Source organism: Mixta sp. (assembly GCF_024610815.1).
Classification (GTDB): Bacteria; Pseudomonadota; Gammaproteobacteria; order Enterobacterales; family Enterobacteriaceae; genus Mixta; species Mixta calida.
Genome location: NZ_JANION010000105.1, coordinates 50,184 through 71,124 on the forward strand (window position 1 = coordinate 50,184; position 20,941 = coordinate 71,124).

Sequence of the window (20,941 nt, forward strand, 5' to 3'; positions counted from 1 at the left end):
TTCATCACATTTTTATCAGATTGCAGAAGGCGCCGTTACTCAATTTGCATGAAAAGTGTGACTTATTCGATGTTTTTAGATCCAGCTCGCAAACCTTTGCGTTAGCCGTCTTTAGCTTTCCGTCGGATCGACGTCGAGCGTCCATTTCACCTTCCGCGATAGCGGCAGCGTAGAGATCAACGGCATCGTCGTTTTCAGCAGCTGTTGCAGCCGCAGACGGGCAGGGTGCTGAAGCAGCAATTGCCAGCGATAGCGCCCGCCGCGTTTTGCCTGCAACGCCGGCACCGGGCCCATGATCCACAGCGCCTCGTCGCGCAGCGGGCTCGCCTCCAGCAAATTGCGCAGCTGATGCAGGAACGCGGCGGCCTGCTGGTTATCATGATCTTCCGCGCGAAACAGGGCGTGACTAGTAAAAGGCGGCAGCTGAACGCTTCTGCGTTCACTTAGCGTCTGAGCAGCGAAGGCGTCATATCCCTGATGCAGCAATATTTGCAACAGGGGGTGTTCCGGGTGATGAGTTTGCAACAGCACTTCGCCTTGCTTACCGGCGCGGCCGGCGCGGCCAGCCACCTGAATATAGAGCTGGGCAAAACGTTCGGCGGCGCGAAAGTCAGCGGAGAACAGCGCGCCGTCCACATCCAGCAGCGACACCAGCGTCACATCAGGAAAATGATGGCCCTTCGCCAGCATTTGCGTGCCGATCAGAATACGCGCGCCGCCGCGAAACACGTCGGCCAGATGCTGCTCCAGCGCGCCTTTGCGGCTGGTGGTGTCGCGGTCGATGCGCGACAGCGGCACGCCGGGAAACAGCGTTTGCAGATTATGCTCCAGCTGCTCGGTGCCTAATCCCACCGGCACCAGATGCGTGGAGCCGCACTGCGGGCACTGGCGCGGCACCGGCCGCTGGCTGTCGCAGTGGTGGCAGCGTAGCTGGCGCTGTTGCTGATGCAGCGTGTAGTAGTGATCGCAGCGCTGGCATTCGGCTATCCAGCCACAGTCGTGGCACAGCAGCGCGGGCGAAAAGCCGCGGCGGTTAAGAAACAGCAGCACCTGGTTATCCGCCTGCAGATGCTGACGCATGCGCTGGATCAGCGCCGGAGAAAGACCGCCCTGCAGCTGAACGCCTTTGAGATCGATCAGCTGCTGCGTCGCCTGGCGAGCGTTGCCGGCGCGTTTGCTCAGGTTGAGCTGACGATACTTGCCGCTCTGTACGTTATGCAGCGTTTCCAGCGCAGGCGTGGCTGAACCCATCACGATGGGAATATTTTCTTCGCGCGCGCGGAATACGGCGAGATCGCGCGCATGGTAGCGCCAGCCTTCCTGCTGTTTATAAGAGCTGTCGTGTTCTTCATCGATAATAATGACGCCTGGACGGGCAAAGGGCGTAAACAGCGCGGATCGGGTGCCGATGACGATGGCGTTTTCTCCCTGACGCGCGCGCAGCCAGACGGCCATGCGTTCGCTGTCGTTGAGGCCGGAATGCAGCACGTCGATGGGCGCATTGAAGCGCGCGCGGAAACGCGCGATAGTTTGCGGCGTCAGCCCGATTTCCGGCACCAGCACCAGCGCCTGTCGGCCGCGGCTCAGCACATTTTCCAGTACGCTGAGATAAACTTCCGTTTTGCCGGAACCGGTAATGCCCGCCAGCAGCCAGGGCGCGAACTCCTCATCCTCGCTGCGGATAGCGCCGACCGCCATCGCCTGTTCGGTATTCAGCCGCAGCCGCTCGCCGTTGATGCTAAAGCTGGCGCGCCAGTCTTCACGTGCGGGCAGATGCTCGCGCAGATCGCAAAGCCCTTTCGCCCGTAATGCCTGCAGCGCCTGATCGGCCAGATCATGCTGCGCGATCTCGTGTCGATAAAGCGGCTGCTGGCGCAGAATCGCCAGCGCCTGCTGCTGTTTCGGCGCGCGCTTCAGGCTTTCCGGCGCGGTTTCGCGCCCCAGTTCGGTAATAAACCATTGCCAGAGCGGCGCTTCCTGCGCCGGCTTTCCCTGACGCAGCAGCACCGGCAGGGCGTGAAAAAGCACTTCGCCCAGCGGATAGTGATAGTAATCAGCGGCCCAGTGCAGGATGCGCCAGAGAGACGGGGGAAACAGGGATTCGTCGTCGATGACTTCCAGCACGTTTTTCAGCTGGGCTTCCGGCAGATCGCTTTGCTCGCTGAATCCCACAACGACGCCGATCGCCTTGCGGTTGCCGAAAGGCACGCGCACGCGCCCGCCGACAACGGGGCGCAAATGGGCGGGGAGCAGATAATCGAACCGGCGTGCGAGCGGAACGGGCAGCGCGACCTGAGCAACGGGCATGACGTTATCCGTAAAAAGAGTTGGACGGCGTAGTGTACACTGTGTCGCCATCATTGTGCGGATTCGATTGCATCAGCCGGTTATTTTCTGTATAGTTCGCCGCCTTTGGTGCAAAACAGCGCATCAAAAATCACCAGAATTTTTAATCCGCGTGTGGTGCCGGCGCAGGTTTTACCTGGCGCGGGAGAGCGACACGGCCTTTACTGAGGTTATCCCATGAAACAAGGTATTCATCCTAAATATGTTGAAATTACTGCAACTTGTTCTTGCGGTAATGTGATCAAAACCCGCTCTACCGTGGGTCACGATCTGAACCTGGACGTGTGCGGTAAATGCCACCCGTTCTACACCGGCAAACAGCGTGTTGTTGATACCGGTGGTCGTGTTGAGCGCTTCAACAAACGCTTCAGCATCCCGGGCAGCAAATAAGTTTCCCGGCAGACGCGACCGTTTTTCGACGGAGCGGATGCAAGAAAAACCCAGCTTCGGCTGGGTTTTTTTATGGGCAAAACAGACGGATTAATATTCCCATGTATCCGGGTCTTTACCCAGCTCACGCATAATCTTCTTCGCCTCTTCCGGGATCTCATCGCTGCGCTCTTTACGCAGATCAACATCGTCCGGCAGCGGCTGGCCGGTAAAGGCGTGCAGAAACGCTTCGCACAGCAGTTCGCTGTTGGTGGCGTGACGCAAGTTATTTACCTGACGACGCGTACGCTCATCTGTCAGAATTTTTAATACTTTCAGCGGAATAGACACGGTAATTTTTTTGACCTGCTCGCTCTTCTTACCATGCTCAGCATAAGGGCTGATATATTCGCCATTCCATTCAGCCATGAGTTACCTTAATTAATAAAAGTGAAAGTGCCGGAAATCAGCCAATTATGCCCGATCTTTCCGCGTCTCACTAATCAAAGTCAGCATTTACTACGTAACTTTGCCGTTTAGGTCAGACGCCTGACTGCGGGAGCAATCGCCTGCAATTTTAGCGGTTATTGCGCTTTTGCTCAATCTATACGCAAAGACATTTAGATGTCCAGATGTATTGACGTCCAGATACGTAATGCTATCCTGTTAGCCTTCTTTCAAGCCTTTCAGGAACAGTAAGCACCATGACGCGTAAACAGGCAACCATCGCAGTACGCAGCGGTTTGAATGATGACGAGCAATATGGCTGCGTTGTCCCGCCGATCCACCTCTCCAGCACCTATAACTTCACCGACTTTAACCAGCCGCGCGCCCATGACTACTCACGTCGCGGTAATCCGACGCGCGATGTCGTACAGCGGGCGCTGGCGGAACTGGAAGGCGGCGCTGGGGCGGTGATGACCAATACCGGCATGTCCGCAATCCATCTGGTTTGTACACTGTTCCTGAAGCCTGGCGATCTGCTGGTGGCGCCGCACGACTGCTATGGCGGCAGCTATCGTCTGTTTGACAGCCAGAGCAAACGCGGCATCTACCGTGTGAAATTCGTCGATCAGGGCGACGCCCAGGCGTTGCAAGCGGCGCTGGCGGAAAAGCCGAAGCTGGTGCTGGTGGAAAGCCCCAGCAATCCGCTGCTGCGTGTGGTAGACATCGCCGCCATCTGTGAAGCGGCGCGCGCCGTCGGCGCAGTCAGCGTGGTGGACAATACTTTCCTGAGTCCAGCGCTGCAAAATCCACTGGCACTGGGCGCCGATCTGGTCGTGCACTCCTGCACTAAATACCTGAACGGCCATTCCGACGTAGTGGCCGGCGCGGTTATCGCTAAAGAAGCGGCGACGGCGACCGAGCTGGCCTGGTGGGCCAACAATATCGGCGTAACCGGCTCGGCGTTCGACAGCTATCTGCTGCTGCGCGGCATGCGCACGCTTGGTCCGCGTATGGCGGCGGCGCAGCGTAACGCGCTGGCGCTTGTCGAGTATCTGAAGCAACAGCCGCTGGTAAAAAAGCTGTATCATCCTTCTTTGCCGGAAAACGCCGGACACCAGTATGCTGTGCGTCAACAGCGCGGCTTCGGCGCCATGTTAAGTTTTGAAATTGATGGCGACGAGGCGTGCCTGCGTCGTTTTCTGAAGGCGCTGGAGCTGTTTACCCTGGCGGAATCGCTGGGTGGAGTAGAAAGCCTGATTTCCCATACCGCCACCATGACTCATGCCGGGATGTCGGCGGAAGCGCGCGCAGAAGCGGGCATCTCCGATACATTGCTGCGCGTGTCGGTAGGGATCGAGGATCATGAAGATTTAATCGCCGATCTGGATAATGCATTCCGGGTGGCAGCCGAGGGTTAAGAGATGAGTATTTCAGCCGCAGCGGGCGCGCAAACCAGCAGACAGCTGCATAAATTTGGCGGCAGCAGCCTTGCCGATGTCAGTTGTTATCAGCGCGTCGCGGGCATTATGGCCGATTACAGCCAGCCAGGCGATTTGATGGTGGTTTCCGCCGCTGGCAGCACCACCAATCAACTGATTAGCTGGCTGAAGCTCAGTCAGAGCGATCGGCTGTCGGCACATCAGGTGCAGCAGAGCTTGCGCCGCTATCAGTCCGATCTGATTAACGGTCTGCTGCCGCCGGATCTAGCGCAGCCTCTGCTGGCGCGGTTTATTCAGGATCTGGAGTACCTGGCCGGGCTGCTGGACGGCAAAATAACCGACGCGGTTTATGCCGAAGTGGTCGGTCATGGCGAAGTCTGGTCCGCGCGCCTGATGGCGGCGGTGCTGCAACAGCGTGATTTGGAAGCGTGCTGGCTGGACGCGCGCGAATTTCTGCGCGCCGAGCGGGCGGCGCAGCCGCAGGTGGATGAAGGCAAATCCTGGCCACTGTTGCAGCAGCTGATGGCGCAGCATGCGCATCAACGTCTGGTGGTCACCGGCTTTATCTGCCGCAACGAGGCGGGCGAAACCGTCCTGCTGGGGCGCAATGGTTCCGACTACTCCGCCACGCAGATTGGCGCGCTGGCAGGCGTCAGCCGCGTCACCATCTGGAGCGACGTCGCTGGCGTTTACAGCGCCGACCCGCGCAAAGTAAAAGACGCCTGCCTGTTACCGCTGCTGCGTCTGGATGAAGCGAGCGAGCTGGCGCGCCTGGCCGCGCCGGTGCTGCATGCCCGCACGCTGCAGCCGGTTTCCAACAGCGATATCGATTTACAGCTGCGTTGTAGCTACCAGCCGGAGCAGGGTTCAACGCGCATTGAGCGCGTGCTGGCTTCTGGCACCGGCGCCCGGATTGTCACCAGCCATGACGATGTCTGCCTGATTGAGATTGAAGTGCCGCCGCAGCATGATTTTGCAACGTTGCATAAAGAGGTCGATCATCTGCTAAAGCGCGCGCAGATCCGCCCGCTGGCGACCGGCGTACACAGCGATCGCAGCCTGTTACAGCTTTGCTACACCTCAGAAGTGGTCAACAGCGCGTTTGAGCTGCTACAGGACGCGGGTCTGCCGGGTCATTTACAGCTGCGCGAGGGGCTGGCGCTGGTGGCGCTGGTCGGCGCCGGCGTTAGCCGCAATCCGCTGCACAGTCACCGCTTCTGGCAGCAGATCAAGGATCAACCAGTGGAGTTTATCTGGCAGTCGGAAGAGGGCATCAGCCTGGTCGCCGTACTGCGCGTCGGTCCGACGCAGCATCTGGTGCAGGGGTTGCATCAGTCGCTGTTCCGCGCGGAAAAACGCATTGGCCTGATGCTGTTCGGCAAAGGCAATATCGGCTCGCGCTGGCTGGAGCTGTTCGCCCGTGAGCAGAAAAGCCTTTCTGCCCGCACCGGCTTCGAATTTGTGCTGGCGGGCGTGGTGGACAGCCGTCGCAGCCTGCTGAGCTATGACGGCCTCGACGCCAGCCGTGCTTTGGCGTTCTTTGAGGATGAAGCGGTGGCGCAGGATGAAGAGTCGCTTTTCCTGTGGATGCGTGCGCATCCTTACGATGATTTAGTCGTGCTGGACGTGACCGCCAGCGAGGCGCTGGCCGGACAGTATCTCGATTTTGCCAGCCACGGTTTCCACGTGATTAGCGCCAACAAGGTGGCTGGCGCATCAGACAGCTATCGCTGGCGGCAGATCCGCGACGCCTTCGCCAAAACCGACCGTCACTGGCTCTATAACGCTACAGTGGGCGCCGGTCTGCCGGTCAACCATACGGTGCGCGACCTGCGCGAGAGCGGCGACAGCATTCTCTCCATCAGCGGCATTTTCTCTGGCACGCTCTCCTGGCTGTTCCTGCAGTTTGACGGCACGGTGCCGTTTAGCGAGCTGGTCGATCAGGCATGGCAGCAGGGGTTGACCGAGCCCGACCCGCGCGTCGATCTTTCCGGCCAGGATGTGATGCGCAAACTGGTCATCCTGGCGCGTGAAGCAGGATATGACATCGAGCCGGATCAGGTGCGCGTCGAATCGCTGGTGCCGTCGGGTTGCGAAAGCGGCTCCATCGATCACTTTTTCGAAAACAGCGAGGCGCTCAACGAGCAGATGCTGCAGCGTCTGGAGGCGGCGCAGGAAATGGGGCTGCTGTTGCGCTATGTGGCGCGTTTCGACGCCAACGGCAAAGCGCGCGTCGGCATTGAGGCGGTGCGGCCTGAGCATCCGCTGGCGGCGCTGTTGCCCTGCGACAACGTATTCGCTATTGAAAGCCGGTGGTATCGCGATAATCCGCTGGTGATCCGCGGGCCGGGCGCCGGACGGGACGTTACCGCAGGCGCTATCCAGTCTGATATCAACCGACTGGCGCAGCTGCTGTAACCGCGCTTTACACATGCAAAAATTCCAGGGTGGCTTAGGCCACCCTTTTTGTTACCAACATGAAGCGTCTTCACCTTGAATGAATTTTTATCACCCTTCTGAACTTAATTTTTTGTTGACGCTTTAACCAGAATCGTTCATTTTGAACATCTGGACGTCTAAATGTATAGATGTTCATTGATGACGAAAATAAAAATTTAAAAAGGTAGAGTGGATATGAGTTTCTTTCACGCCAACCAGCGCGAAGCGCTGAACCAAAGCCTGGCAGAACTGAACGGGCGTATTAACGTTTCCTTTGAGTTTTTTCCGCCGCGCACCAGTGAAATGGAAGAAACGCTCTGGAATTCTATCGATCGCCTCAGCAGCCTGAAGCCGAAATTCGTTTCCGTCACCTATGGCGCCAACTCGGGTGAGCGCGATCGCACCCACTCGATTATCAAAGGCATCAAAGAGCGTACCGGGCTGGAAGCGGCCCCGCATTTAACCTGCGTTGACGCCTCCCGCGACGAGCTGCGCATCATTGCGCAGGATTACTGGAACAACGGCATCCGCCATATCGTCGCGCTGCGTGGCGATCTGCCGCCGGGCAGCGGCAAGCCGGATATGTACGCCGCCGATTTGGTTGCGCTGCTGAAAGAGGTCGGGGAATTTGATATTTCTGTCGCCGCCTACCCGGAAGTGCACCCTGAGGCGAAAAGCGCGCAGGCTGACTTAATTAACCTGAAGCGCAAAATTGACGCCGGGGCCAACCGGGCGATTACCCAGTTCTTTTTTGATGTGGAGAGCTACCTGCGCTTTCGCGATCGCTGTGTAGCGACCGGCATCGACGTCGAGATTGTGCCGGGCATTTTGCCGGTCTCTAACTTCAAACAGCTGCAGCGCTTTGCGGCGATGACCAATGTGCGGGTTCCCGGCTGGATGAACAGCATGTTCGAAGGTCTGGATGACGATCCGGAAACGCGCAAAATGGTAGGCGCCAACGTGGCGATGGATATGGTGAAAATTCTCAGCCGCGAGGGCGTAAAAGATTTTCACTTCTATACGCTGAACCGTGCCGAAATGAGCTATGCCATTTGCCATACGCTGGGCGTGCGCCCTGCTGCGGCGCTGGTGGCCTGATATCAACGCCGCGCTTCCCGAGGCGCGGCATATTGGTTATTATTCCGCCTTCCATAACAGGGAAGGTTTCTCGTGGTTCTCCAAAGATTTATCGATGGCGTGAGGCAGCGCGGCGTTAAGGGCTGCCTGATGACTGTTGCTCTGCTCCTGCTGCCCTTTATTGTCATGACCTACTGGAGCAATCTTTCCCGTCAGGTCTTCCTGGCCGATCCGGATCTGCCTTTTCGCGTCGCCGCGATTTGCGGCCTGACGGGCGCGCTGCCGATCGCGGGCGCAGGCTGGCTATTCCGCCGCTCGCGTTTCACCGGGCGAAAGCTGCTTAAACTCTTTGGCACCAGCGCTTTTATGATCGCCATCTTCTCTCTGCAGATCCCCAGCGCCCTGGTGCGTTACCTTCCGCATCAGCGTTTGCAATACCGCACCGACTTTACCGTCTCTTTTCCGGGACCGTCGCGCGGCAAATCGTCCCGCTGCGAAATGGGATTGAAAATAAAAGATCAACATCTGCAACGCTGGATTGAGTTTTGCAGCAGCAAAGCGTGGATGGATACGCATCATCAACGCGGGATGGATCGCATTGAGGTGATCGAAGAAGTAAATCAGTACGGCGTCAGGGTGCTGGATTACTGGTTTAGCTGGTCGCCCATCAATGAGGCGGCGCGTTAAAAAAGTTCATGCCCCGTAGGGCATGAACCGTTCGGCCATGATTAACCGGTGTTGCGCATACCGGCGGCGACGCCGGCGATGGTCACCATCAGCGCCTGTTCAACGCGCGGATCCACCTCTTCACCACGTGCTTCCTGCGCGCGGGAGCGGTGTAGCAGCTCAGCCTGCAGTACGTTAAGCGGGTCGGTATAGACGTTGCGCAGAGCGATAGATTCTGCAATCCAGGGCTCGTCCGCCATCAGATGCGCATCATTGGCGATAGTCAGCACCGCTTTAATGTCCGCTTCCAGACGATCGCGCAGCTGCTTGCCCAGCGGCCACAGTGAAACGTCGACCAGACGCTGGTCATAATATTCAGCCAGCCATAAATCTGCTTTGGAAAAGACCATCTCCAGCATGCCGAGGCGGGTAGAGAAGAAGGGCCAGTCGCGACACATCGCCTCCAGCTGATCCCGATGGCCTTCGTCCATCGCCTGCTGCAGCGCCGCACCGGCGCCCAGCCAGGCGGGCAGCATCAGACGGTTTTGCGTCCAGGCGAAGATCCAGGGAATGGCGCGCAGCGATTCGACGCCGCCGCTTGGCCGGCGCTTGGCTGGCCGCGAGCCCAACGGCAGCTTACCCAGCTCCTGTTCCGGCGTGGCGGAGCGGAAGTAGGGAACGAAATCAGGATTTTCACGCACGTAGCCGCGGTAAATGCCGCAGGAGACGTCGGAAAGCTGATCCATAATGCTGCGCCATTCGCTTTTCGGCTCCGGCGGCGGCAGCAGGTTGGCTTCCAGAATGGCGCTGGTATAGAGCGACAGGCTGGCGATTGCCACCTCCGGCAGACCATATTTAAAGCGGATCATCTCTCCCTGCTCGGTAACGCGCAGGCCGCCTTTCAGACTGCCCGGCGGCTGTGAAAGCAGCGCCGCCTGCGCAGGCGCGCCGCCGCGACCGATAGTGCCGCCGCGGCCGTGGAACAGGGTCAGCGCAATGCCCGCCTTTTCGCAGGTCTTGATTAACGCGTCCTGCGCCTGATACTGCGCCCAGGAGGCCGCCATCACGCCTGCGTCTTTAGCCGAATCGGAATAGCCGATCATTACCATCTGCTTGCCCTGGATAAAGCCGCGATACCAGTCGATGTTGAGCAGCTGCGACATCACATCATTGGCGTTATTCAGGTCATCGAGGGTTTCAAACAGCGGCGCAACCGGCAGCGCGAACGGAATGCCCGCCTCTTTGAGCAGCAGGTGAACCGCCAGCACGTCAGACGGCGTTTTCGCCATTGAGATAACATAGGCGGCGATAGAACCGCGCGGCGCTTCAGCGGCGACGCGACAGGTATCCAGCACCTCGCGCGTTTCCTCGCTGGGTTCCCACTGGCGCGGCAGCAGCGGCCGTTTGGAGTTCAGCTCGCGGATCAGGAAAGCCTGCTTGTCCGCTTCGGACCAGCTCTCATAATCGCCCAGCCCCAGATAGCGCGTTATCTCGGCGATCGCTTCGGTGTGACGGGTGCTTTCCTGACGCAGGTCGATGCGCACCAGCGGCACGCCGAAACATTTTACCCGGCGCAGCGTATCAAGCAGTTGCCCGTTGGCGATAATGCCCATGCCGCACGCCTGTAACGACTGATAACAGGTATAAAGCGGCTCCCACAGCTGATCGTTCGAGATCAGCAGCCCTTCCGGGCGCGGCAGACGTTCGCCTTTCAGCCGGCGCTCCAGATAAGACTGCGTGGTCATCAGCTGTGTGCGCAGACGTTTCAGAATTTCACGGTAAGGCTCCTGCGCCTGCGGATCGCCGCACAGCTCGCGCAGTTCATCGGTACATTCCGACATCGACAGCTCGGAAATCAGCACGCCGATATCGCGCAGGAAAAGGTCGGTCGCTTTCCAGCGGCTCAGCTGCAGAACGTGACGGGTAATGCTGGCGGTGACGTTCGGGTTGCCGTCACGGTCGCCGCCCATCCAGGAGGTGAACTGCACCGGCACGAAATCGACCGGCAGCGTATAGCCGAAGCTTTCTTCAACCTGCTCGTTCAGTTCGCGCAGAAAACCAGGCACGCCATCCCACAGGCTGTTTTCCACCACCGCAAAGCCCCATTTGGCTTCGTCGACGGGAGAGGGGCGATACTTGCGGATTTCGTCGGTATGCCAGGCCTGAGCCACCAGCTGACGCAAACGGCGCATGATTTGGTTGCGCTCGTAGTCGGAAATATCGTTATGGTCGAGCTGCTTTAAGCAGGTATTTACCTCAACCAGTTTATGAATCAGGGTGCGGCGTGTAATTTCGGTGGGGTGAGCGGTCAGAACCAGTTCCAGCGAAAGGGATTCGATGGCTTCGCGGATATTGGATTCATTCAGATCGGGCTGCTGCTTAAGACGCTCGAACGCTTTTTTCATCAATTCAGGATGATTGGCGCCTTCGCCGTGCGGCGAAATGGTCTGGTACTGTTCGGCGACGTTGGTCAGATTGAGGAACTGGCTAAAGGCGCGCGCGACCGGCAGAAGTTCATCATTAGAGAGATTTTGCAGCGTGGTAAGCAGCTCCTGGCGATGAGCATCGTTTCCCGCGCGGGATGACTTAGAGAGTTTGCGGATGGTTTCCACCCGATCAAGGATGTTTTCTCCCAGCGCATCCTTAATCGTATCCCCGAGCAGTTTGCCGAGCATACTGACATTACTTCGCATTGCGGAATATTGTTCGTTCATATGACCCCTGACACCCTTCTTGTCTTTTAATTTTTACCCTTGCGGGCGTAACGCCGCCTTTTATCTAGCCATGTAACTGCCCATTCGTCAATTGCGCAGAACGTGGCGCGTAATGTCGTTAAGTCGCAGTAATTTAAGAAATTTAACAAGACTGAAGTGGGATAAGTTATTCTTATCAGCAAAGTTGGAACTTTGCTGGGGCAATTTAACGCTTTAGCAGTGAATTGCCCTAAATGCTGCACATCAGTAACAGAAATGGTTAACCAGTTGTCCAATCAGCAAGCGAGTCGGCTTAATGAATGCCGTATCGATAAACTCATCCGGCTGATGCGCCTGGTTAATCGAGCCTGGGCCCAATACCAGCGTTGGACAGAGCTGCTGAATAAACGGCGCTTCGGTGCAGTAGTTCACTACCTCCGTCGGCGTGCCGAGCAGTTTTTCCACTACCTGCACCAGCTGATGATCGTGCGGGCATTCGTATCCCGGAATTGGCGGATGCAGTTCCGCGACGGTCAGGCGGCCTGGCCAGCGCGCGCTGACCGGCTCCAGCGCCTCATTCAGTAAGGCGTCTAAATCACTCAGCGTCAGTCCCGGCAGCGGACGAATATCCATATGCAGTTCGCAGCAGGCGCAGATACGGTTCGCCGCATCGCCGCCGTGGATATGGCCGAAGTTCATCGTGGGATAAGGAATGGCGAAGCCGTCATGATGATAGCGCTCTTTCAGCGTATTGCGCAGCTGCATCAGGTGGCCGATCGCCTCGTGCATCAGCTCGATCGCGTTCACGCCGCGCGCGGGATCGCTGGAGTGCCCCGACTGCCCCTGCACGCGAATGGTGTTAGACAAATGTCCTTTATGCGCCCGCACCGGCTTCAGCGAAGTCGGCTCGCCGATAATCGCGCAATCCGGTCGCAGCGTGGCGGATTCAGCGAAATATTTGGCGCCTGCCATTGTCGTTTCTTCATCCGCCGTGGCAAGAATATAGAGGGGCTTCTTCAGCTTCGTAATATCGGTGTCGCGCAGCGTATCAAGGATAAAGGCGAAAAAGCCTTTCATATCCGCCGTGCCTAAGCCGTAGAGTTTGTTGTCATGTTCGGCGAGCGTAAAGGGATCGCGCGTCCAGCGGCCATCATCAAAGGGAACCGTGTCGGTATGTCCCGCCAGCAGCAGACCGCCTGCGCCTTCGCCGCTTTTGGCCAGCATGTTGAATTTATGACGTGTGCCTGGCACCGGCTGCACTTCCACGCGGAAGCCGAGATCGCGGAACCAGCCGGCCAGCAGGGTGATTAAATTCTCATTGCTCTGATCGAGCGCGCTGTCGGTGGCGCTGATGGACGGCGTGGCGATCAGCTGGCGATAGAGTTCGATAAAAGGCGGTAATTTTGTCTTCACTGTTGACGGTCCTTGAGTTAGGATGTATCAATATTCATGCATTAATAGTGAATAAAAATACAATAACGTGCGCGGGATGGGAAATAAATTAACCCGCTATTTAACGTTAGACTTCATGGGCGCGCGGCGACAGGGCTGCACACCGGATCTGAACGACTGTAATAAGGTAGACGGCCTGATGTTGAATACGCTGATTGTTGGTGCCAGCGGCTACGCTGGGGTTGAACTGGCGACCTTTCTGAATCGCCATCCGCATATGAACATAACCGCTTTAGCGGTTTCAGCGCAAAGCCCGGATGCCGGAAAACGTCTTTCCGACCTGCATCCGCAGCTGAAGGGCATGGTCGATCTGCCGCTGGAGCCGTTAAGCGACGTCGCTGTTTATGCCGATAAAGTGGACGTGGTGTTTCTCGCCACTGCGCATGAAGTCAGCCATGACCTGGCGCCGCAGTTTCTGGCGGCGGGCTGCGTGGTGTTCGATCTTTCAGGCGCGTTCCGTGTTAACGACCCTGAATTTTATTCACGCTGCTACGGTTTCAGCCATCAGCATGCGGAATGGCTGGAAAAGGCGGTTTACGGCCTGGCGGAATGGCAGCACGACGCTATCAAAGAGGCGCAGCTGATCGCCGTGCCCGGTTGCTATCCCACCGCCGCGCAGCTGGCGCTGAAGCCGCTGATCGAAGCGGGACTGTTGAATGAGGCGCAGTGGCCGGTGATTAACGCCACCAGCGGCGTGAGCGGCGCCGGGCGCAAGGCGTCAATGAACAATAGCTTTTGCGAAGTCAGCCTGCAGCCGTACGGCCTGTTTACCCATCGTCATCGGCCGGAAATCGAGACGCATCTCGGCGTGCCGGTGGTCTTTACCCCGCATCTCGGCAATTTCCCGCGCGGCATCCTCGCCACCATTACCTGCCGTTTACAGCCGGGCGTCAGCCGGGAAGATATCGCGGAGGCGTTTCACAACGCCTATCAGGATAAGCCGCTGGTGCGCGTCTATGAACAGGGCGTGCCGGCGCTGAAATCGGTGGTAGGGCTGCCGTTCTGCGATATCGGCTTCGCGCTGCAGGATGAACAACTGATCGTGGTCGCAGCGGAAGATAACCTGTTGAAAGGCGCAGCGTCGCAGGCGGTGCAGTGTCTCAATATTCGTTTCGGTTTCCCGGAAACCCAGTCACTTATTTAAGCGGATGAAGATTATGACCACTCCATTGATTATCAAACTGGGCGGCGTGCTGTTGGATAGCGAAGAAGCGCTGGCGCGTCTGTTTAATGCGCTGGTGACCTACCGGGAAGCGCATCAGCGCCCGCTGGTGATCGTTCACGGCGGCGGCTGCCTGGTGGATGAGCTGATGAAAAAGCTGGCGCTGCCCGTAAAGAAAAAGAACGGCCTGCGCGTGACGCCTGCGGATCAGATCGACATTATCACCGGCGCGCTGGCGGGCACGGCGAACAAGACGCTGCTGGCCTGGGCGAAGAAACATCATATCCAGGCGGTCGGTCTCTGCCTGGGCGACGGCGGTATGGTCAATGTCGCGCAGTTTGACGAGGAGCTGGGCCATGTCGGCAATGCGCTGCCAGGTTCGCCAGCGCTGCTGAATACGCTGCTGCAGGCGGGCTATATGCCGGTCGTCAGTTCAATCGGCATTACTGAACAGGGCGATCTGATGAACGTCAACGCAGACCAGGCGGCGACAGCATTGGCGGCGACGCTGGGCGCGGATCTGGTTTTACTCTCCGACGTCAGCGGCATTCTTGACGGCAAAGGCCAGCGGATTGAGGAAATGACCGCGGCGAAAGCGGAGCAGCTGATCGCCCAGGGCATCATTACCGACGGCATGATCGTTAAAGTGCATGCGGCGCTGGACGCGGCGCGCACGCTGGGCCGCCCGGTAGATATCGCCAGCTGGCGCCATGCCGAGCAGCTTCCTTCTCTGTTTAATGGCGTGTCGATTGGCACCCGGATCCACGCATAACACCACCACATTCAAGGATTAAGAAATGCAAAACCAAGGCATCAAAAAAATCGTTCTGGCTTATTCCGGCGGTCTGGACACTTCAGCCATTATTCCATGGCTGAAAGAGAACTACGGCTGTGAAGTGGTCGCCTTCGTCGCCGATATCGGCCAGGATCGCGAAGATTTGGTCGGCGTGGAGAAGAAGGCGCTGCAATCCGGCGCATCTGAGTGCCATATTGCCGACCTGCGTGAAGAATTTATCCGCGACTACGTCTATCCGGTGCTGCAAACTGGCGCGCTGTATGAGGGCACTTATCTGCTGGGCACTTCCATGGCGCGTCCGATTATTGCCAAAGCCCAGGTTGAGCTGGCGCTGAAGGTCGGCGCTGACGCCTTGTGCCACGGCGCCACCGGCAAAGGCAACGATCAGGTGCGTTTCGAAACGACCTATACCGCGCTGGCGCCGCACCTGAAAGTGGTGGCGCCGTGGCGTGAATGGAACCTGCGCTCGCGTGAAGCGCTGCTCGACTACCTGAAAGAGCGCAATATCCCGACTACCGCGTCGCTGGAAAAAATCTACAGCCGCGACGAGAATGCGTGGCATATCTCAACGGAAGGCGGCGTGCTGGAAAGCCCATGGAACGCGCCGAATAAAGATTGCTGGGTCTGGACCGTCGATCCGCTGGAAGCGCCGGATCAGCCGGAGCAGGTTACCGTAACGGTAGAGAAAGGCTGTGTGGTGGCGGTAAACGGCGAACGCTTAAGTCCGTTCCAGTGCCTGGAAAAACTGAACGCGTTGGGCGCAAAGCACGGCGTGGGCCGTATCGATATTGTTGAAAACCGTCTGGTAGGCATCAAATCGCGCGGCTGCTATGAAACGCCTGGCGGCACCATTATGGTCAACGCGCTGCGCGCGATAGAGCAGCTGGTGCTGGATCGCGACAGCTTCAAATGGCGCGAACAGCTGGGCCTGGAGATGTCCTATGTGGTTTATGACGGCCGCTGGTTCGCGCCGCTGCGCAAATCGCTGCAGGCCGCCGCAGAATCGCTGGCCGCTGAGGTCAACGGCGAAGTGGTGCTGCAACTTTATAAAGGCCAGGTCACGGCGATTCAGAAAAAATCCGCCAACAGCCTCTATTCCGAAGAATTCGCCACCTTCGGCGAAGATGAAGTGTACGACCACAGCCATGCGGGCGGCTTTATCCGTCTGTTCTCGCTCTCTTCACGCATTCGCGCATTGAACGAGAAGAAGTAACGCACAGGGGCGGCGTTTGTCTCGCCGCCCTGAATCAAGCAGACAGAGCCTTGCGCGCAACAGATTTCAGGAGCATTGAAGATGGCACTATGGGGTGGACGGTTTACACAGGCGGCCGATGGACGGTTTAAACAGTTTAACGACTCGCTGCGCTTTGATTATCGCCTGGCGGAGCAGGATATTATCGGCTCCGTCGCCTGGTCGAAAGCGCTGGTTACCGTAAACGTGCTGACGCAGGATGAGCAGCTGCAGCTGGAAGCCGCGCTGAACGTGCTGCTGGAGGAAGTGCGCGCGAATCCGCAGCAGATTCTGGCAAGCGATGCGGAAGATATTCATAGCTGGGTGGAAGGGCGCCTGATCGATAAAGTCGGCGCGCTGGGCAAGAAACTGCATACCGGGCGCAGCCGTAACGATCAGGTCGCCACCGATTTAAAATTGTGGTGCAAAGAGCAGGTGCTGCTGCTGTTGAGCGCGGTGCGCGAGCTGCAACAGGCGCTGGTGGCGACGGCGGAAGCGAATCAGGACGCGGTGATGCCGGGCTATACGCACCTGCAACGCGCCCAGCCGGTAACGTTCGCCCACTGGTGTCTGGCTTATGTCGAGATGCTGGCGCGCGATGAGAGCCGTTTAGAAGATACGCTGAAGCGCCTGGACGTCAGCCCGCTGGGCTGCGGCGCGTTGGCCGGCACCGCCTATGAGATCGACCGTGAGCAGCTGGCCGGCTGGCTGGGCTTCGCCTCAGCCACACGCAACAGCCTGGACAGCGTTTCCGATCGCGATCATGCGCTGGAGCTGCTTTCCGATGCGGCTATCGGCATGGTGCACCTTTCCCGCTTTGCAGAAGATCTGATTTTCTTTAATACCGGCGAAGCGAACTTCGTCGAGCTCTCCGATCGCGTGACTTCCGGCTCGTCGTTAATGCCGCAGAAGAAAAACCCGGACGCGCTGGAGCTGATTCGCGGCAAATGCGGTCGGGTGCAGGGCGCGCTGACCGGCATGATGATGACGCTGAAAGGGCTGCCGCTGGCCTACAATAAAGATATGCAGGAAGACAAAGAAGGGCTGTTCGATGCGCTCGACACCTGGCTTGATTGCCTGCATATGTCGGCGCTGGTACTGGACGGCATTCAGGTGAAGCGTTCGCGCTGCCAGGAAGCAGCAGAGCAGGGTTACGCCAACGCCACGGAGCTGGCGGATTATCTGGTGGCGAAAGGCGTTCCCTTCCGCGAGGCGCACCATATCGTCGGCGAAGCGGTTGTCGCCGCCATCGATCAGGGCGTAGCGCTGGAAGCGTTAACGTTGACGCAGTTGCAACAGTTCAGTCCGATTATCGGACAGGATGTCTATCCGGTATTGTCGCTGCAATCCTGCCTGGATAAACGTAACGCCAAAGGCGGCGTCGCGCCGCAGCAGGTCACGGCAGCGATAGCTGAGGCGAAAAAGCGGCTAGAGCAACGCTAAGCCTTGCGTGAAAAGCGGATAAAAAAAGGCGGGCATTCTTGCCCGCCAACCTCTGACTTCAGATATTTCTTTTTATAGGCACATCTGAAAACCGGCCTGGGTAACGGAGCCGGTTCCCGGATTCTTAAGCAACCTGGAAGAATTTTTCCAGATCGTCACTGCCGCCGATATGACGTCCGCCGATAAAGACCTGCGGTACGGTCGCGCGGCCGGTCATGGCGCGCAGGCTGACAGTAGTGGCGTCTTGTCCCAGTACGATTTCTTCATACTGAATGCCGCGATCGAGCAGCATCTGTTTTGCTTTGGTGCAGAACGGGCAGCCCGGCTTGGTAAACAGAGAAACGGATTCCTGCACTTTAAATTCCGGCGCCAGGTAACGCAGCATGGTGTCAGCGTCGGAGACTTCAAACGGGTCGCCCGGTTTGTTCGGCTCAACAAACATTTTCGCCACCACGCCGTCGCGCACCAGCATAGAGTAGCGCCATGAGCGCGAACCAAAACCTAAGTCGGCTTTCTCAACCAGCATCTCCATCCCGCGGGTGAAATCACCGTTGCCGTCTGGAATAAAGGTGATGTTGTCCGCATGCTGATCGGCTTTCCATGCGTTCATCACGAAGGTGTCATTAACGGAAACGCACAGGATACTGTCGACGCCGTGCTGAGCGAAGACGCCCGCCAGTTCGTTATAGCGCGGCAGATGGCTGGAAGAACAGGTCGGGGTGAACGCGCCCGGCAGCGAAAATACGATAACGGTTTTGCCCTTAAACAGCTCGTCAGTTGTAACATCGACCCAGCTGTCGCCCTGACGTGTATGGAAAGTGACCTGTGGGACGCTTTTACCTTCCTGACTTGCAAACATAAGAATCAATACCTCTTTATTAACGTTGCGTTTGATTTCTTTAACTTCTGGTGTGCATTATTCTCATCCAGGCTTGATAGGGCTAATCGTTCATTGCTATTCTATTCATTGCCACGGGCTATCGTGGCTCGGAGGATAAAATGAATATTCGTGATCTTGAATACCTGGTTTCCCTCGCTGAACATCGTCATTTTCGGCGTGCCGCCGATGCCTGTCATGTCAGCCAGCCCACGCTGAGCGGACAGATCCGTAAACTTGAAGATGAACTGGGCGTTATGCTGCTGGAACGCACCAGCCGCAAAGTGCTGTTCACGCAGGCCGGTCTGTTGCTGGTCGATCAGGCGCGCACCGTATTGCGCGAAGTGAAGGTGCTGAAGGAGATGGCCAGCCAGCAGGGCGAGGCGATGTCCGGCCCGCTGCATATTGGTCTGATCCCGACGGTAGGGCCTTACCTGCTGCCGCATATCATCCCGATGCTGCACCAAAGCTTCCCTAAGCTGGAAATGTATCTTCATGAAGCGCAAACGCAGCAGCTGCTGAACCAGTTGGACAGCGGCAAACTCGACTGCGCGATTCTGGCGCTGGTGAAAGAGAGCGAAGCCTTTATTGAAGTTCCGCTGTTCGATGAGCCGATGAAGCTGGCGGTCTGGCAGGATCATCCGTGGAAAGACCGCGATCGCGTGCCGATGTCCGATCTGGCTGGCGAGAAATTACTGATGCTGGAGGATGGACATTGCCTGCGCGATCAGGCGATGGGCTTCTGTTTCCAGGCCGGCGCTGATGAAGATACCCATTTCCGCGCGACCAGCCTTGAGACGCTGCGCAATATGGTGGCGGCGGGGAGCGGCATTACGCTGCTGCCGGCGTTGGCGGTGCCGCAGGAGCGCACGCGCGACGGCATTACCTATCTCTCCTGTTACAAGCCGGTGCCGCAGCGCACTATCGCGCTGGTTTACCGGCCGGGATCGCCTCTGCGCAGCCGCTATGAGCAGCTGGCCGAGGCTATCCGTAGCCACATGCAAGGTCAGATGGAAACCACGCTAAAACAGGCGGTTTAATCCGTTCAGGGCGGCAACGCGATACGCTTCCGCCATCGTGGGATAGTTAAAGGTGGTATTCACGAAGTACTCAATCGTGTTGCCACCATTTTTTTGCTCCATAATCGCCTGACCGATATGAATAATCTCCGCCGCACGTTCGCCGAAGCAGTGGATGCCGAGAATTTCTTTAGTATCGCGGTGGAACAGGATTTTCAGACTGCCCACGTTCATGCCGACGATCTGCGCGCGTGCCAGATGTTTAAATTGCGCCCGACCTACCTCATACGGCACTTTCATCGCCGTTAGCTGTTGTTCCGTCTTTCCGACCGAGCTGATTTCCGGGATGGTGTAAATACCGGTGGGAATATCCTCAATCAGATGCGCGGTCGCTTCGCCTTTCATCACCGCCTGCGCGGCGATGCGGCCCTGATCGTAGGCGGCTGACGCCAGGCTTGGGTAGCCGATAACGTCGCCTACCGCATAGATATGCGGCTGCGCCGTCTGATACATACTGTTGACTTTCAGCAGACCGCGGCCATCCGCTTCCAGACCCACATTTTCCAGCGAGAGCGAATCGGTGTTGCCCGTGCGGCCGTTGGCATAAAGCAGGCAGTCCGCCTTCACTTTCTTGCCCGATTTCAGGTGAATGATAACGCCGTCGCTGACGCCTTCGATCTTCTCGAACTCTTCATTATGGCGAATCACCACGCCGCTGTTCCAGAAGTGGTAAGAGAGCGCATCGGACATCTCCTGATCGAGAAACGCCAGCAGACGATCGCGCGTGTTGATCAGGTCCACCTTAACGTTGAGACCACGGAAAATCGAAGCATATTCACAGCCGATAACGCCGGCGCCGTAAATAATCACATGACCTGGTTCGTGATGAAGGTTCAGGATGGAATCGGAATCATAAATGCGCGGGTGGGTGAAATCGACGTCCGCCGGATGGTAAGGACGCGAGCCGCAGGCGATAACAAATTTCTCCGCCGTCAGGCGTTCAACCGAGCCGTCAGGGTGCGTCAGGCCGATAGTATTGGCATCCAGAAACCGAGCGTCGCCCTGAAACAGTTCGCAGCGGTTGCGCTCGTAAAAGCCCTGACGCATACGCGTCTGCTGGTTAATCACATTTTCCGTATGATTCAGGATGTCAGCGAAAGAAGAGCGAAGATGGCGGGTGTGGTCGCTGTATAAAGGGTTTTGATTAAATTCGATGGTGCGGCTTACTGCGTGGCGTAACGCTTTGGAAGGAATGGTCCCCCAGTGGGTACAGCCGCCGCCTATATTGTGATAGCGCTCAATAACGGCGATACGGGCGCCCTGTTTCACCAGGCCCATTGCGGCGCCTTCACCGCCAGGGCCGGAGCCAATCACAATAACATCGTAATCGTAAGCATGTTGCATACCGGCACTTCCTTTATTTTATATACATTTTAGCAACGAGATTCTAACATCCCGACGCGGACATCCCAATTCTTCGTGTGA

The 20,941-nt window shown here is 57.6% G+C and carries 16 protein-coding genes; 10 read left to right on the forward strand and 6 right to left on the reverse strand.

What is annotated here, in order from left to right; all coding sequences use genetic code 11:
* Positions 1-111: 111 nt before the first annotated feature.
* A complete protein-coding gene (gene priA, locus MYY08_RS07280) occupies positions 112-2,307 on the reverse strand; it encodes a primosomal protein N' (protein ID WP_038629047.1) in 2,196 nt (731 codons plus the stop codon).
* A gap of 216 nt (positions 2,308-2,523) precedes the next feature.
* Here priA and rpmE point away from each other — a divergent pair, with 216 nt between their 5' ends.
* Positions 2,524-2,736, forward strand: coding sequence for a 50S ribosomal protein L31 (rpmE, locus tag MYY08_RS07285; protein ID WP_038629045.1), 213 nt, complete (start codon positions 2,524-2,526; stop codon positions 2,734-2,736).
* A 90-nt stretch (positions 2,737-2,826) separates the two neighbouring features.
* Here the strand turns inward: rpmE and metJ are convergent, their stop codons facing one another.
* Positions 2,827-3,144, reverse strand: coding sequence for a met regulon transcriptional regulator MetJ (gene metJ / locus MYY08_RS07290; RefSeq protein ID WP_038629044.1), 318 nt, complete (start codon positions 3,142-3,144; stop codon positions 2,827-2,829).
* 275 nt (positions 3,145-3,419) lie between these two features.
* Between metJ and metB the strand changes: the two genes are divergently transcribed.
* The 4 genes from metB to MYY08_RS07310 all read left to right on the forward strand — a co-directional run bounded on the left by metB (position 3,420) and on the right by MYY08_RS07310 (position 8,804).
* On the forward strand, positions 3,420-4,580 hold the full coding sequence (metB, locus tag MYY08_RS07295; protein WP_038629041.1) for a cystathionine gamma-synthase: 1,161 nt from the start codon (positions 3,420-3,422) through the stop codon (positions 4,578-4,580).
* Positions 4,581-4,583: 3 nt separating this feature from the next.
* Positions 4,584-7,019, forward strand: coding sequence for a bifunctional aspartate kinase/homoserine dehydrogenase II (locus MYY08_RS07300; protein WP_038629039.1), 2,436 nt, complete (start codon positions 4,584-4,586; stop codon positions 7,017-7,019).
* 216 nt (positions 7,020-7,235) lie between these two features.
* Positions 7,236-8,138: a methylenetetrahydrofolate reductase gene (gene metF / locus MYY08_RS07305; RefSeq protein WP_038629038.1), complete on the forward strand. Its 903-nt coding sequence runs from the start codon at positions 7,236-7,238 to the stop codon at positions 8,136-8,138.
* A gap of 129 nt (positions 8,139-8,267) precedes the next feature.
* Positions 8,268-8,804: a hypothetical protein gene (locus tag MYY08_RS07310; protein ID WP_133052037.1), complete on the forward strand. Its 537-nt coding sequence runs from the start codon at positions 8,268-8,270 to the stop codon at positions 8,802-8,804.
* Between the two features lie 41 nt (positions 8,805-8,845).
* Here the strand turns inward: MYY08_RS07310 and ppc are convergent, their stop codons facing one another.
* On the reverse strand, positions 8,846-11,497 hold the full coding sequence (gene ppc / locus MYY08_RS07315) for a phosphoenolpyruvate carboxylase (protein ID WP_288013862.1): 2,652 nt from the start codon (positions 11,495-11,497) through the stop codon (positions 8,846-8,848).
* Positions 11,498-11,740: 243 nt separating this feature from the next.
* On the reverse strand, positions 11,741-12,889 hold the full coding sequence (gene argE / locus MYY08_RS07320) for an acetylornithine deacetylase (protein ID WP_190296279.1): 1,149 nt from the start codon (positions 12,887-12,889) through the stop codon (positions 11,741-11,743).
* Between the two features lie 178 nt (positions 12,890-13,067).
* Here argE and argC point away from each other — a divergent pair, with 178 nt between their 5' ends.
* From argC to argH, 4 genes are all read left to right on the forward strand, one after another.
* Complete coding sequence (argC, locus tag MYY08_RS07325) at positions 13,068-14,072, forward strand: N-acetyl-gamma-glutamyl-phosphate reductase (protein WP_288013865.1); 1,005 nt, start codon at positions 13,068-13,070, stop codon at positions 14,070-14,072.
* Positions 14,073-14,085: 13 nt separating this feature from the next.
* Positions 14,086-14,862: an acetylglutamate kinase gene (gene argB / locus MYY08_RS07330; RefSeq protein WP_038630177.1), complete on the forward strand. Its 777-nt coding sequence runs from the start codon at positions 14,086-14,088 to the stop codon at positions 14,860-14,862.
* A gap of 25 nt (positions 14,863-14,887) precedes the next feature.
* Positions 14,888-16,099, forward strand: a complete 1,212-nt coding sequence (locus MYY08_RS07335; RefSeq protein WP_038629031.1) for an argininosuccinate synthase — start codon at positions 14,888-14,890, stop codon at positions 16,097-16,099.
* An 81-nt stretch (positions 16,100-16,180) separates the two neighbouring features.
* Positions 16,181-17,560 (forward strand): argininosuccinate lyase, encoded by a 1,380-nt coding sequence (argH, locus tag MYY08_RS07340; protein WP_038629029.1) that lies wholly within the window; start codon positions 16,181-16,183, stop codon positions 17,558-17,560.
* Between the two features lie 124 nt (positions 17,561-17,684).
* Here the strand turns inward: argH and MYY08_RS07345 are convergent, their stop codons facing one another.
* On the reverse strand, positions 17,685-18,419 hold the full coding sequence (locus MYY08_RS07345; RefSeq protein WP_288013863.1) for a redoxin family protein: 735 nt from the start codon (positions 18,417-18,419) through the stop codon (positions 17,685-17,687).
* 140 nt (positions 18,420-18,559) lie between these two features.
* Here MYY08_RS07345 and oxyR point away from each other — a divergent pair, with 140 nt between their 5' ends.
* Complete coding sequence (gene oxyR, locus MYY08_RS07350; RefSeq protein ID WP_038629026.1) at positions 18,560-19,477, forward strand: DNA-binding transcriptional regulator OxyR; 918 nt, start codon at positions 18,560-18,562, stop codon at positions 19,475-19,477.
* Here the strand turns inward: oxyR and sthA are convergent.
* On the reverse strand, positions 19,460-20,860 hold the full coding sequence (gene sthA, locus MYY08_RS07355) for a Si-specific NAD(P)(+) transhydrogenase (RefSeq protein WP_084969907.1): 1,401 nt from the start codon (positions 20,858-20,860) through the stop codon (positions 19,460-19,462). The genes oxyR and sthA overlap by 18 nt on opposite strands.
* Positions 20,861-20,941: the final 81 nt, after the last annotated feature.

Bases quoted from the DNA above. Each gene is read 5' to 3' on its own strand.
- priA (WP_038629047.1), bottom strand. From the start codon at position 2,307: ATGCCCGTTGCTCAGGTCGCGCTGCCCGTTCCGCTCGCACGCCGGTTC.
- rpmE (WP_038629045.1), top strand. From the start codon at position 2,524: ATGAAACAAGGTATTCATCCTAAATATGTTGAAATTACTGCAACTTGT.
- metJ (WP_038629044.1), bottom strand. From the start codon at position 3,144: ATGGCTGAATGGAATGGCGAATATATCAGCCCTTATGCTGAGCATGGT.
- metB (WP_038629041.1), top strand. From the start codon at position 3,420: ATGACGCGTAAACAGGCAACCATCGCAGTACGCAGCGGTTTGAATGAT.
- MYY08_RS07300 (WP_038629039.1), top strand. From the start codon at position 4,584: ATGAGTATTTCAGCCGCAGCGGGCGCGCAAACCAGCAGACAGCTGCAT.
- metF (WP_038629038.1), top strand. From the start codon at position 7,236: ATGAGTTTCTTTCACGCCAACCAGCGCGAAGCGCTGAACCAAAGCCTG.
- MYY08_RS07310 (WP_133052037.1), top strand. From the start codon at position 8,268: ATGACTGTTGCTCTGCTCCTGCTGCCCTTTATTGTCATGACCTACTGG.
- ppc (WP_288013862.1), bottom strand. From the start codon at position 11,497: ATGAACGAACAATATTCCGCAATGCGAAGTAATGTCAGTATGCTCGGC.
- argC (WP_288013865.1), top strand. From the start codon at position 13,068: ATGTTGAATACGCTGATTGTTGGTGCCAGCGGCTACGCTGGGGTTGAA.
- argB (WP_038630177.1), top strand. From the start codon at position 14,086: ATGACCACTCCATTGATTATCAAACTGGGCGGCGTGCTGTTGGATAGC.
- MYY08_RS07335 (WP_038629031.1), top strand. From the start codon at position 14,888: ATGCAAAACCAAGGCATCAAAAAAATCGTTCTGGCTTATTCCGGCGGT.
- argH (WP_038629029.1), top strand. From the start codon at position 16,181: ATGGCACTATGGGGTGGACGGTTTACACAGGCGGCCGATGGACGGTTT.
- MYY08_RS07345 (WP_288013863.1), bottom strand. From the start codon at position 18,419: ATGTTTGCAAGTCAGGAAGGTAAAAGCGTCCCACAGGTCACTTTCCAT.
- oxyR (WP_038629026.1), top strand. From the start codon at position 18,560: ATGAATATTCGTGATCTTGAATACCTGGTTTCCCTCGCTGAACATCGT.
- sthA (WP_084969907.1), bottom strand. From the start codon at position 20,860: ATGCAACATGCTTACGATTACGATGTTATTGTGATTGGCTCCGGCCCT.